The following is a 12,472-nucleotide window of genomic DNA, read 5'->3' on the forward strand; positions in this document are numbered from 1 at the left end:
GATCTGTAATATTCGCGCCTCGTTCGCACACGAACCCGTGCAAACGATCCGCTGGGGAGTCGCCAAGTTGGTCAAGGCACCGGATTTTGATTCCGGCATTCGAAGGTTCGAATCCTTCTTCCCCAGCCAAGTTTCCTTCGGGCAGGCCTAAAACCTGCCCGATTTCCATTGTGGCACGCAAAATATGCATACGCCCTGAGGGATGTTGATATGGCCTACAACAGCTTGATGGTCTTCACCGGCAACGCCAATCCAAAACTGGCAGCCGACGTCGCAACGCAACTCAACGTCGATCTTGGGCGCGCCAATGTCGGCCGCTTCTCGGACGGCGAAGTCAGCGTTGAACTGCAGGAACACGTCCGCGGTCGCGATATTTTCGTGCTGCAATCGACCTGCGCCCCGTGCAACGACAACCTGATGGAACTTCTCGTCGTTGTCGACTCGCTGAAGCGCGCCTCGGCCGGCCGGATCACCGCCGCCATCCCCTACTTCGGCTACGCCCGCCAGGATCGCCGCTCGCGTTCGTCGCGCGTGCCCATCGCCGCCAAGCTGGTCGCCAACATGCTGGCCGCTTCCGGCGTCGACCGCGTGCTGACCATGGACTTGCACGCCGAACAGATCCAGGGCTTCTTCGACATTCCGGTCGATAACATCTACGCCCTGCCGATCCTGCTCGAAGACATCCTCAAGCAGAATTACGAAAACCCGATGGTCGTTTCTCCCGACCACGGCGGCGTCGTTCGCGCCCGTTCGCTGGCCAAGCGCCTCGAATGCGACCTGGCGATCATCGACAAGCGTCGTCCGAAAGCCAACGTCTCCGAAGTGATGAACATCATCGGCGAAGTCGACGGCCGCACCTGCATCATCATGGATGACATGGTCGACACCGCCGGCACGCTGTGCAAGGCCGCCACCGCACTCAAGCAGCACGGTGCCAAGAAGGTTGTCGCCTACTGCACGCACCCGGTTCTTTCCGGCCCGGCCGTCGAGCGCGTCAATTCGTCCGACCTCGATGCCCTGGTCGTCACCGATACCATTCCGCTGCGCGACGATGCCGCTGCCTCACCGCGCATCCGCCAGCTGTCCGTGGCCGACATCATGGCCGAAACCATTCGCCGGATCAGCAACGACGACTCCGTCTCGTCGCTGTTCATCGACTAAGTTTTTTTAACCTTCCCGTTCTGGTCGCGGACCGGGAAACCACTGGAGTATCACCATGCAATTCGAACTTATCGCTCAAGCGCGTACGCTGCAGGGAACGGGTGCGAGCCGCCGCCTGCGTCGCGCTGGCACCGTCCCGGGCATCGTCTACGGCGGCGAAGCTGCCCCGGTCGCCATCGAAACCAACCACAACGATCTGCTGCTCAAGCTGAAGAAGGAAGCCTTCCACGCTTCCATCATCAACATCGTGATCGATGGCAAGAAAGAACAGGTTCTGCTGCGCGATTTCCAGACGCACGCCTACAAGCCGCTCGTCCTGCACATCGACTTCCAGCGCGTTGACGCCACCCACGAACTGCACATCAAGGTGCCGCTCCACTTCATCAACGAAGAAGTCGCTCCGGGCGTCAAGCTCAACGGCGGCCTGGTCAACCACGTTCTGACCGAAGTCGACGTGCACTGCCTGGCCAAGGATCTGCCGGAATTCATCGAAGTTGACCTGGCTGCCCTGAAGGTTGGCGACAGCATTCACCTCTCCCAGCTCAAGCTGCCGAATGGCGTCAAGCTGGTTGCCCACGCTTCTGACGACGTCGTCGTCGGTATCGTCGGCAAGGGCGGTGCTTCCGAAGCTGCTGAAGGCGAAGCTGCTGCCGAGTAATTTCGGACACGCTGCTGCACTGGCCGCCGCTGGCAAATTGCCGCCGGCGGCTTTTTCGCGCTTGCACTCATGAATCCACCTCGTCTCATCGTCGGTCTCGGCAACCCCGGACCGGAATACGAAGCCACCCGACACAATGTCGGCTTCTGGTTTGTCGACCAACTGGCCGACAAGCTGAAAGCACCCCTCGCCCTCCAGCCCAAATTCTTTGGTCGGGCCGGTCGCGCCGGCGAAACCTGGCTGCTCGAACCAACCACGTTCATGAACCGCTCCGGTCAAGCGGTCGCAGCACTGGCCAATTTCTACAAGATTCCCCCAGCCGAGATTCTCGTCATTCACGACGAACTCGACCTGCCGCCCGGCGGCATCCGCCTCAAGCAGGGCGGCGGCAACGGCGGCCACAACGGCCTGAAGGATATTCAGGCCAAGCTCGGCACTCCGGACTTCTGGCGCCTGCGCATCGGCATCGGCCATCCACGCACACTCGGCCTGTCGCAACAGGTGGTTGATTTCGTGCTGCACCAGCCGCGCAAGGAAGAAATGCCGGATATCGAACACGCCCTCGCCCGCTGCCTGCTGGCCTGGCCCAAACTTGCCGCCGGAGACTTTGCCGGCGCTCAACAACAGTTGCACGGCAAAGCCGTTTAGTTGGCAACCTTCCAGGAAAAACTCCATGTCTTTGAAATGCGGCATCGTCGGCCTGCCTAACGTCGGCAAATCCACCCTGTTCAACGCCCTGACCAAGTCGGGCATTGCGGCTGAAAACTATCCCTTCTGCACCATCGAGCCAAACGTCGGCATCGTTGAAGTACCGGACAAGCGCCTGGCCCAGCTGTCGGCCATCGTCAAACCGCAGAAGATCCAGTCGGCCATCGTTGAATTCGTCGACATCGCCGGCCTGGTTGCCGGCGCCTCCAAGGGCGAAGGTCTGGGCAACCAGTTTCTGGCCAATATTCGCGAAACCGATGCCATCGTGCACGTCGTCCGCTGCTTTGCCGACGACAACGTGATTCACGTTTCCGGCGGCGTCGATCCGCTGCGCGACATCGAAGTCATCGATACCGAACTGGCGCTGGCCGACATGGCCTCCGTCGAGAAGGCACTGAACCGCTACCGCCGCCCGGCCAGCTCTGGCGACAAGGAAGCCAAGGCCCTGGTCGCCGTGCTCGAAAAATGTTTCACCCAGCTCGACCAGGCCAAGGCCATCCGCGCCCTCGACCTGTCCAAGGAAGAGCTGGCCCTGATCAAGCCATTCTGCATGATTACCGGCAAACCGGTGCTTTATGTCGCCAACGTCGCTGAAAGTGGTTTCGAGAACAACCCGCTGCTCGACGCGGTACGCGCTCACGCGGCCACCGAAAAGGCCGAAGTCGTTTCCGTTTGCGCAGCCATCGAAGCCGAAATCGCCGACCTCGACGACGAGGAAAAGCAGATGTTCCTGGCCGACCTCGGCCTTGAGGAACCGGGCCTCGACCGTCTGATTCACGCCGGTTACAAGCTGCTCGGTCTGTCGACCTACTTCACCGCCGGGGTCAAGGAAGTGCGCGCCTGGACCATCCACCAGGGCGATACCGCACCGCAGGCAGCCGGTGTCATCCACACCGATTTCGAGCGCGGCTTCATTCGCGCCCAAACCATCGCCTTCGACGATTTCATCACCTACAAGGGTGAAGCGGGTGCCAAGGAAGCGGGCAAGATGCGCGCCGAAGGCAAGGAATACATCGTCAAGGACGGCGATGTACTGAACTTCCTGTTCAACGTCTGATCCCGCCTCACTGGCAGGACGATCACACGTCATGGCGCTCTTCGCTGATCTCGCCGCATGACCGCCGGGAATCCACTTTCCGGCGCGGTCCTGCTCCGGGCGTTCGAGCAAAGCCATGAAGCGATCCTGATCAGCGATCGCAACAACCGGGTTATCGCGGTCAACCCCGCGTTTACCGCGTTAACCGGTTATACGCTTGATGAAATTTCCGGGCAGGACCCGAAGTTTCTCGCATCGGGGCGGGTTTCCAGCGATTTCTACACCGACATGTGGCAGACGCTGAGCGAGCAGGATTTCTGGGAAGGCGAAATCTGGGACAAGCGCAAGGACGGCAGCATCTACCCGAAATGGCTGGCCATCTCGATCATTCGCGATGATCGCGGCGCAGTGCGCAATTACGTCGCCAGCTTTACCGATATTACGGCCAGCAAGGAAGCGGCCGACCGGCTGGCCCACCTGGCCTACCACGATCCGCTGACCGAATTGCCCAACCGTCTGGCTTTCGAGCTGCATCTCTCGCAAGCCTTGCGCGTCGCCCAACGCGAAGATCGGCAACTGGCCTTGATGCTGATCGACCTCGACAATTTCAAGAACATCAACGACACCCTCGGCCACCACTTCGGTGATGCCTTGCTCCAGCGAGTCGCCGCCCGACTGCGCGAATGTGTCCGTTCGAGCGACCTGGTTGCCCGGCTCGGCGGAGATGAATTTGTCGTCGTCCTGCCGGAAATAAGCAGCCCGCGCACTGCGACCCGCGTTGCTGAAAAGATCAACCGCCAGTTGGCGGAACCGACGCAAATCGAAGAACACCTGCTGTACGCCACGCCGAGCATCGGGATCAGCCTCTACCCCGGCGATGGCGACGATGCAGGAACGCTGCTGCGCAACGCCGATGCCGCGATGTATCACGCCAAGAACAGCGGCCGGAACAATCATCAGTTCTACGCCGCGCAAATGAACGAGGCGGCCAGCGAACGACTGCAATTCGAAAGCGCCCTGCGCCAGGCCATCTCGAACCTTTCACCGGCCGCCAGCGATTTCGTGCTGCATTTCCAGCCGCAGATCCATGCCGCAAGCGGTCGCGTCATCGGCCTTGAAGCCTTGTTGCGCTGGACGCATCCGACGCTGGGCCCGGTCTCGCCCAATCGTTTCATCGGCATTGCCGAAGAAACCGGCCTGATCCAGCCGATCGGCGACTGGGTCATCTGGGAAGCCTGCCGCCACCTGAGCGCGATGAAGGCACGCGGCATCAACAACGTCCGCATGGCGATCAACGTCTCGGCGCACCAGCTGCGCAGCGACAGCCTGATCTCCCTGATTCACGGCGCCATGGCGTGCTACGACCTGACGCCCTCGGAGCTGGAGCTTGAAGTGACCGAAACCACGGCGATGCAGAACCCGGAAGCGACACGCGGCATTCTCGACCGGCTCGCCGCGATGGGCATCAAGCTGGCGATCGACGATTTTGGCACCGGCTATTCCTCGCTGGCCTACCTCAAGCATTTGCCGATCCACCGGCTCAAGCTCGACCGCTCCTTCGTCAAGGATCTGGAAGAGGATGCCAACGATGCGGCGATTTGTGCCGCGACCATCGCCCTTGGCCACAACCTGGGCCTGGAACTGGTCGCCGAAGGGGTTGAAACCGACCTCCAGCGCGAGTTTCTCTCGCGCCTCGGCTGCGACGTGCTGCAAGGCTTTTTCTACAGCCGTGCCCTGCCCTTCGAAGAGGCGCTGGCCTACATCCAGGCCAGCTAGCGAATCACCTTGCGCCACTCCGCTTCAAAATAGCGGACCAGCACCTGATTGTTCAATCGATTGACCTCGGCCGGCAAGCGCGCCATATCGGCTGGAAAATCGAACAGGCTGCGCGTTGTTGCCGGTGTCAAAAATCGCGTTTTGGCGGCGTCGACCACGACAGGCTCGAAAGTCTGCCGCCCGGCGATGATGTAGCCCCATTCGCCGAAAGAAGGCACCAATGCGTGATACGGCGCGGTCTTCAGGCCGACATCCTCCAGCGTCGTCACGACGCACCAGAACGATTGCCGAGCGTAGAGCGGCGAGGTCGACTGAACCACGATCAAGCCATGCGCCGACAGGCGTTTTTCGAGCAAACGGTAAAACGCCGCGGTGTACAGCTTGCCGAGCGCAAAATTGGCCGGATCGGGAAAGTCGACCACGATAAAGTCGAAATGCTCGCGATTGTTCTCCAGCCACTGCAAGGCGTCGGCATTGACCACCGTCACCCGATCAGCCTTGAGCGCCCCCTGATTCAGCGCAACCAGCGCCGGAGCCGTTGAAAACAACGCGGTCATCGCCGGATCGAGATCAACCAGCGTGACCGCTTCGATATTCGGGTATTTCAGAATTTCACGTACCGCCAGCCCATCGCCACCGCCCAGCACCAGCACGCGCTTGGCCCACGGCAGACTGGCCAGGCCGGGATGCACCAGCGCCTCGTGATAGCGATATTCATCGTGCGACGAAAACTGCAGGTTGTTGTTCAGGAACAGGCGCAGGTCATCGCGCCAGCGCGTCACGACGATTCGCTGATAAGGCGTCGATTCGGCATGGACGATATCGTCGGCATAAAGATGATTTTCGGCCAGCGAGGTGAGTTGGCCAGCCCCGGCAAAGCCCGCCAGCAACACGCCGAAAGCCGCCCAGCTTTGCACCGCCAGCGCCTGCCGCCCCGGCAATTGCTCGCGAAAGACACGCAAGGCCCAGAGCGCCACGCCAACGTTGAGCAAACCGAAAAGCAGCCCGGTCCGCATCATGCCGAGATGCGGTGCAAGCACCAGCGGAAACAGGACTGACACAACCAGCGCACCGAGATAATCGAAAGTGAGCACTTGCGACACCAGGTCCTTGAAGTCCAAATCGCGCTTCAGGATGCGCATGACCAGCGGAATTTCCAGACCGACCAGCACGCCGACGCCGAACACCGCCAAGTAAAGGACCAGCTTGAACGGCCCGGCCAGCCAGGTAAAGACGAGAAACAGCGCGACGGCGGAGAAACCGCCGAGCAGGCCGACCATCAATTCGATCTGGATGAAACGCCCGACCAAATCGCGCGTGATGTATTTCGACAACCAGGAACCGACGCCCATGGCGAACAAATAGGTGCCGATCACGGTCGAAAACTGGGTCACCGAGTCGCCCAGCAGATAAGACGACAACGCCCCGGCCACCAACTCGTAAGCCAGACCGCAAGAAGCAATGACAAAAACCGAAAAAAGGAGGGCATGCCGCATGGGCTGCGATGCTAACCTGAAACCGTGCGACCGGCCATGCAGGCTCGGCCGGACAGCCGCCAATCCGAAATCCGGTTCCTCAGGAGCGTAGACCGTGACAGCCAGAATCAGCCTGCTCGCTTTGCTCGCCAGCCTTGCCTGGCCACTGGCTGCCGCCGAATATGCGATTGACGCCAGCCATACCTACGCCAGTTTCGAAATCGATCACCTCGGCTTCTCGACCCAGCGCGGCCAGTTCACCGCCACATCCGGCAGCATTGAATACGATCCGGAAACACGCAGCGGCAAGATCGACATCCGCATCGCGGCGGACTCGATCGATACCGGCTTCAAGCCGCGCGACGATGTGCTGCGTAGCGCCGACTGGTTCAATGTGAGCGACTTTCCCGACATCCTGTTTCGCAGCCAGCGCCTGATTTTTAACGAAAATAGCCCCAATGCCGTCGAAGGCACGCTGACGCTGCTCGGCACGACCCGACCCATGCGTCTTGAGATCACCCGTTTCAAATGCGGCCTCAACCTCGTCCTGCGCAAACGTGGCTGCGGGGCCGATGCGCAGGGTGTCTTGCGGCGCTCCGAATTCGGCCTGAACAACGGCTTGCCCTTCATCGGCGACGAAGTTCGTCTGCGCATTCAGGTCGAGGCCTATCTGCCGTAACGCGCCAGGACGCCCGGCCTGCCGGCCCCCGCACTAAAGTCATGTGCTGAAGCCCTGTTTCTGAGAAAATAGCACCCCCATTTTTGTTGTTTCCGGACTCACATGCCCCCCCATCCCGCCATTGCCACCACTGCCGAAATCGTTGCCGAACTGAAGGCAGGCCGCATGGTCATCCTGGTCGATGAAGAAGACCGCGAGAACGAGGGCGACCTCGTCATGGCCTCCGAGCACATCACGCCGGAAGCGATCAATTTCATGGCCAAACATGGCCGCGGCCTGATCTGCCTGACCCTGACCGAAGAGCGCTGCAAAAAATTCGGCCTGGTCCAGATGGCGCGCAACAACAAGACCCAGTACGGCACCGCTTTCACCGTCTCGATCGAAGCGGCCGAAGGCGTGACCACCGGCATTTCCGCCGCTGACCGCGCCCGCACCATCCAGGTCGCCGTGAACAAGAATTCGACGCCGGACGACATCGTCCAGCCCGGCCACGTTTTCCCGATTACCGCCCGCCCCGGTGGCGTGCTGGTCCGCGCCGGTCACACCGAAGCCGGTTGCGACCTGGCCGGCATGGCCGGTCTGGAGCCGTCCTCGGTGATCTGCGAGATCATGAACGACGACGGCACGATGGCCCGCCTGCCGGAACTGATCGAATTCGCCAAGCAGCATGGTTTGAAGATCGGCACCATCGCCGACCTGATTCACTACCGCGCCGCTTCGGAAACGCTGGTCGAACGCGTCACCAGCAAGCCGGTGCAAACCGCCCACGGTGAATTCACTCTCCACGCCTATGTCGACCGCGCCAGTGGCGCAACGCATCTGGCGCTGGTCAAGGGCGACATCCCGGCCGGCGGCGAAACGCTGGTTCGCGTGCATGAACCGCTTTCCGTGCTCGACTTCCTCGATCCGGGCAGCAAGCGCCAATCCTTCTCGATCGACGAAGCGCAGGCCGCGCTGGCCAAGTTCGGCCACGGCGTGATCGTCCTGATGCACCGCCCTGAAGACGGCGAAGACCTGCTCGCCCGCCTGACCGGTACCGCCCCGAGCGCGCCGATCAAGTGGGACCCGCGTACCTACGGCATCGGCGCACAAATCCTGCGCGATCTCGGCGTAACCAAGATGCGCCTGCTCTCCAGCCCCCGCAAAATGCCCTCGATGACCGGCTTTGAACTGCAAGTCACCGGTTTTGTCACCTCTACTACCGAGCTCTAAACCATGGCCCGCTTTGAAAATATCTTCGAATACGACAACAACCTGAACGGCGCCGGCCTCAAAGTCGGCATCGTGATGGCCCGTTTCAACCTGCCGGTCTGCGAAGCCCTGCTCTCCTCCTGCGTTGCCGAACTCAAGCGCCTCGGCGTGGCCGATGCCGACATGACCATTGCCAACGTGCCCGGCGCACTCGAAGTACCGCTCGTCCTGCAAACCATGGCCCAGAGCGGCAGTTTCGACGCGCTGGTCGCCCTCGGCGCGGTCATCCGCGGCGACACCTACCACTTTGAAGTCGTCTCCAACGACGCCTGCCGCGCCATCATGGAAGTCCAGCTCGATACCGGCGTGCCGATCGCCAACGGCATCCTGACCTGCGACACCGACGAACAAGCCGAAATCCGCACCCAGCCGAAGGGTGCCGATTGCGCCCAGGCTGCCGTCGAAATGGCCAACCTTCAGAAAGCCCTGTTCCAATGACCACGTTCACCAGCGACACCGAACAGCCCGAAGAACCCAAGGCACCGCCCAAGTCGGCCCGCCGCCGTTCGCGCGAATTCATCCTGCAGGGCCTCTACCAGTGGCGTGTCGGCGGTGCCGACGAGGCATCCATCGAAGCCTACGCGCCGGAAATGGAAGGGTTTGCCAAGGCTGACCGCGAGTTCTTCGTAGGCACGCTGCGCGGCGTCATCGGCCAGCGCGAAGCCCTGGTTGCGCAGATCACCGCCCACCTCGACCGCCCGTTCAGCGAACTGTCGCCGATCGAAGCCTGCGTGCTGATGATGGGCTGCTTCGAGATGAAGCATCACCCGGAGACGCCCTACCGCGTGGTGATCAACGAAGCAATCGAGCTGGCCAAGTCGTTTGGCGGCACCGATGGTCACAAGTACGTCAATGGCGTGCTCGACAAGATTGCCGCCATCGCCCGTCCGGACGAAGTCGCCGCCAAGAAGAAGGCCCACTGACACCATGGCCGGTGAGTTTGCGCTGATCGACAAGTATTTCGCCCGGCCAACCCCATCGGCCGTGCTCGGCCCCGGCGACGACTGCGCACTGCTGCAACCAACCGCCGGCAAGCAGCTCGCCGTAACCACCGACATGCTGGTCGCCGGCACGCATTTCCTGCCCGACACCGACCCGAAAAACCTCGGCTGGAAGGCTCTGGCGGTCAATCTTTCCGACCTCGCCGCAATGGGCGCCAAGCCGCGCTGGGTCACCCTGGCCGGGGCACTTCCTATGGTCGACGAGGCGTGGATTGCCAAATTCGCCGAAGGTTTCTTTGCTTGCGCAGCCGAATACGGGGTCGATGTCGTCGGTGGCGACACGACCAAAGGCCCGCTCAACGTCTGCATCACCGCCATGGGTGAAGTGGAACCCGGCCATGCGCTGCGTCGCGATGGCGCCAAGGCCGGCGACCAGATCTGGGTGTCCGGTCGTCCCGGGCTGGCCAGCCTCGGCCTCGCGCAACTGCAAGGCCGCATCGACCTGCCCGCCCCGTGGCAACGCCTGTGCATCGGCGCACTCGAAAAGCCGCGCCCGCGCGTCGCGCTTGGTCAGGCACTGGTCGGCATTGCCAGCGCGGCCATCGATGTCTCCGACGGCCTGCTGGCCGACCTCGGCCACATTGCCGAACGCTCCGGCTGCGCCGCGGCCGTCAAGCTCGTCCAGCTGCCGCACCTGCCCAAGGGCGAGAGCTACGATGCAGTGCTGCGCAAAATGGCCCTCGAATGCCAGTTGACCGGGGGAGACGACTACGAACTGTGTTTTACCGCACCGTTCGACCAGCATCTCGCCATTGGCCGCATTGCCGCCAACCTCGAACTGCCGCTCTGGTGCATCGGCGAAATGACCGAAGGCACGGCCGGCCTGGTCACCGTTTTCGACCCGGATGACAAACCGGTCGAATTCGAGTCCAAGGGTTACGACCACTTTTCGGCCTGAGCCCATGGCCAAACGCCCAACCCTGACTTTCCTCCTCGCCCACCCGGCGCACTTCCTCGCCTGCGGTTGCGGCAGCGGCCTCGCCCCTTGGGCACCGGGCACCTTCGGCACGCTCTTCGCGTGGTTCAGCTTCCTGATGTTCCGGCCGCACTACAGCGATTTCGCGCTGCTCGCCGCCTTTGCCGCTGCCTACCTGGCAGGTATCTGGATCATCGATGTCGCCGGCAAGGCACTCGGCGACCCGGACCACGGCAGCATCGTCTGGGATGAAATCGTTCCCTTCTGGCTCGTGTTGCTGATGACGCCGGACAGCTTCCTGTGGCAACTTTCAGCCTTCGCGCTGTTCCGCTATTTCGACATCACCAAGCCGCAACCGGCCCGCTACTTCGACGAACACGTCAAGAACGGCTTCGGCGTCATGGCCGATGACCTCGTCGCCGCCGGCTACACCCTGCTCTCGCTCGCCCTGCTCAAAATCGTTTTCGCCTGACGAACAATCGCCAAAGGCATAAACTGTCGGTGCCCAACTCAACCGGAGCATCGCCATGAGCCACAAGCATGCCCACCTGATGCGCAGCATCTTCCAGGACCCACCCTCGGCCAATATTCACTGGCGCGAGATCGAATCCTTGCTGCACCACCTCGGCGCCGACATCGAGCCATCGCACGGCGCCCGCTTCAAGATCACCCTGAACAAGATCGAAGCCTTCCTGCATCATCCGCATAACAGCAACACCTGCAGCCGGACCGACATCAAAGCGCTGCGCGAAGTACTGACCCATGCGGGAGTGACGCTGTCGGCCTATGAGGCGGGCGAGGTCTGAAGCCTCGCCCAGAACCGGACAAATCTATTCCGGCGTCCCCGGCAAATTCAGCTGTATACGCCGCGCACCTTCGTTAATGCTCGCCGCATGGCGCGCACTGTGATTGGCTGCATGATGCAGGCGCTGCGTCGCCGCCACATAGCGCACCAGTCCTTCAGTAAAGTTATTCAACGCGCGCTGCAAATTCGGTTTTTCACTTTTCATGACACCTCCGGATCAAAAGCTTGATTCTCGAAAAGCGAGATGACAGGAATATGAACCGTGGATTGCTTTGAAAAGACGAAAAAAAGCCACCGCGAAGGTGGCTTTTTCTCAATTCTGGCGCGCCCGAGACGATTCGAACGTCCGACCCTTGCCTTCGGAGGGCAATACTCTATCCAGCTGAGCTACGGGCGCGTGGGAGCCGGATTTTACCTTTTGTCGACCTCGCCGTCCATGTAATTGCGAAAACCAGGCGGATTAATCGAAGAAAGTACGCGCAGCTTCGAAGCGCTGGGCGTAGTAGTTGTCGCTCAACCGATCGATACGGACCCGGCCATTGGTCGATGGCGCATGGACGAAGCGGGCGTCGCCGATATATACCCCGACATGGGAGAAGGGACGATTGCGCGTATTGAAAAAAACCAAGTCGCCGGGACGCAGCACGCTGCGCTCGATCGGGCGGCCCTTGCGGGCGATATCAGAGGCGCTGCCCTGTACTTTCAAGCCGGTGGCCTGACCGTAGATGTAGCTGACCATACCGCTGCAATCCAGCCCGGCTTCCGGATTTTTACCGCCGAAGCGGTAACCGGTGTCGATCAGGCCAAGCGCGTAGAGTGCGACCTCGTTGCCCTTCTCGCTGACCGGCAGGGGCGCTTGCGTTATAGTTTCTGCCGACGCAACAGGACGCGGCGCCGGACTGCCACAGGCAGCCAGCAAAATCACAGGAACGAGAAGACAAATCGGGGAAAGCCAGCGCATTGAGTTAAAGCTTTTTCTGCAAACAAACTACAAGTTACAGTTTTT

The 12,472-nt window shown here is 61.2% G+C and carries 15 protein-coding genes and 2 tRNA genes; 13 read left to right on the plus strand and 4 right to left on the minus strand.

Annotated features, from left to right (window positions below):
- Positions 1–52: 52 nt before the first annotated feature.
- The 6 genes from GBK02_RS16590 to GBK02_RS16615 all read left to right on the plus strand — a co-directional run bounded on the left by GBK02_RS16590 (position 53) and on the right by GBK02_RS16615 (position 5,339).
- Positions 53–129: transfer RNA gene (locus GBK02_RS16590), tRNA-Gln, on the plus strand.
- Between the two features lie 81 nt (positions 130–210).
- Entirely contained in the window at positions 211–1,161 is a 951-nt protein-coding gene (locus GBK02_RS16595) for a ribose-phosphate pyrophosphokinase (RefSeq protein WP_203467699.1), read from the plus strand.
- Positions 1,162–1,216: 55 nt separating this feature from the next.
- The gene (locus tag GBK02_RS16600; protein ID WP_203467700.1) at positions 1,217–1,819 is read left to right on the plus strand and encodes a 50S ribosomal protein L25/general stress protein Ctc; all 603 of its coding nucleotides are present in this window, start codon (positions 1,217–1,219) and stop codon (positions 1,817–1,819) included.
- A gap of 69 nt (positions 1,820–1,888) precedes the next feature.
- Positions 1,889–2,467 carry an aminoacyl-tRNA hydrolase gene (gene pth, locus GBK02_RS16605; RefSeq protein WP_203467701.1) on the plus strand — a complete coding sequence of 193 codons (579 nt, stop codon included), beginning with the start codon at positions 1,889–1,891 and terminating at the stop codon, positions 2,465–2,467.
- A 25-nt stretch (positions 2,468–2,492) separates the two neighbouring features.
- Positions 2,493–3,584 (plus strand): redox-regulated ATPase YchF, encoded by a 1,092-nt coding sequence (gene ychF / locus GBK02_RS16610; protein WP_203467702.1) that lies wholly within the window; start codon positions 2,493–2,495, stop codon positions 3,582–3,584.
- 57 nt (positions 3,585–3,641) lie between these two features.
- Positions 3,642–5,339, plus strand: coding sequence for a bifunctional diguanylate cyclase/phosphodiesterase (locus GBK02_RS16615; RefSeq protein WP_203467703.1), 1,698 nt, complete (start codon positions 3,642–3,644; stop codon positions 5,337–5,339).
- Here GBK02_RS16615 and GBK02_RS16620 read toward each other — a convergent pair.
- Positions 5,336–6,835, minus strand: coding sequence for a polyamine aminopropyltransferase (locus GBK02_RS16620; protein ID WP_203467704.1), 1,500 nt, complete (start codon positions 6,833–6,835; stop codon positions 5,336–5,338). The two genes, GBK02_RS16615 and GBK02_RS16620, sit on opposite strands and share 4 nt — an antisense overlap.
- Before the next feature lie 94 nt (positions 6,836–6,929).
- Between GBK02_RS16620 and GBK02_RS16625 the strand changes: the two genes are divergently transcribed.
- The 7 genes from GBK02_RS16625 (at position 6,930) to GBK02_RS16655 (ending at position 11,467) form a co-directional block, all read left to right on the plus strand.
- Positions 6,930–7,493, plus strand: a complete 564-nt coding sequence (locus tag GBK02_RS16625) for a YceI family protein (RefSeq protein ID WP_203467705.1) — start codon at positions 6,930–6,932, stop codon at positions 7,491–7,493.
- A 102-nt stretch (positions 7,494–7,595) separates the two neighbouring features.
- A complete protein-coding gene (gene ribBA, locus GBK02_RS16630) occupies positions 7,596–8,705 on the plus strand; it encodes a bifunctional 3,4-dihydroxy-2-butanone-4-phosphate synthase/GTP cyclohydrolase II (protein ID WP_203467706.1) in 1,110 nt (369 codons plus the stop codon).
- Positions 8,706–8,708: 3 nt separating this feature from the next.
- The gene (gene ribH, locus GBK02_RS16635) at positions 8,709–9,182 is read left to right on the plus strand and encodes a 6,7-dimethyl-8-ribityllumazine synthase (RefSeq protein WP_203467707.1); all 474 of its coding nucleotides are present in this window, start codon (positions 8,709–8,711) and stop codon (positions 9,180–9,182) included.
- On the plus strand, positions 9,179–9,667 hold the full coding sequence (nusB, locus tag GBK02_RS16640) for a transcription antitermination factor NusB (RefSeq protein ID WP_203467708.1): 489 nt from the start codon (positions 9,179–9,181) through the stop codon (positions 9,665–9,667). The genes ribH and nusB overlap by 4 nt, the downstream gene beginning before the upstream one ends.
- A gap of 4 nt (positions 9,668–9,671) precedes the next feature.
- A complete protein-coding gene (gene thiL, locus GBK02_RS16645; RefSeq protein WP_203467709.1) occupies positions 9,672–10,643 on the plus strand; it encodes a thiamine-phosphate kinase in 972 nt (323 codons plus the stop codon).
- Between the two features lie 4 nt (positions 10,644–10,647).
- A complete protein-coding gene (locus GBK02_RS16650) occupies positions 10,648–11,133 on the plus strand; it encodes a phosphatidylglycerophosphatase A (RefSeq protein WP_203467710.1) in 486 nt (161 codons plus the stop codon).
- 55 nt (positions 11,134–11,188) lie between these two features.
- Positions 11,189–11,467, plus strand: a complete 279-nt coding sequence (locus tag GBK02_RS16655) for a type II toxin-antitoxin system HicA family toxin (protein ID WP_203467711.1) — start codon at positions 11,189–11,191, stop codon at positions 11,465–11,467.
- A gap of 24 nt (positions 11,468–11,491) precedes the next feature.
- On the opposite strand, the gene GBK02_RS16660 is transcribed toward GBK02_RS16655, so the two are convergent.
- From GBK02_RS16660 to GBK02_RS16670, 3 genes are all read right to left on the minus strand, one after another.
- On the minus strand, positions 11,492–11,671 hold the full coding sequence (locus tag GBK02_RS16660; protein ID WP_203467712.1) for a hypothetical protein: 180 nt from the start codon (positions 11,669–11,671) through the stop codon (positions 11,492–11,494).
- Between the two features lie 115 nt (positions 11,672–11,786).
- A tRNA-Arg gene (locus GBK02_RS16665) sits at positions 11,787–11,863 on the minus strand.
- A 63-nt stretch (positions 11,864–11,926) separates the two neighbouring features.
- Complete coding sequence (locus GBK02_RS16670; protein WP_203467713.1) at positions 11,927–12,427, minus strand: C40 family peptidase; 501 nt, start codon at positions 12,425–12,427, stop codon at positions 11,927–11,929.
- Positions 12,428–12,472 lie beyond the last annotated feature (45 nt).

The organism is Dechloromonas sp. TW-R-39-2, assembly GCF_016864195.1.
In the GTDB taxonomy this organism is placed as follows: domain Bacteria; phylum Pseudomonadota; class Gammaproteobacteria; order Burkholderiales; family Rhodocyclaceae; genus Azonexus.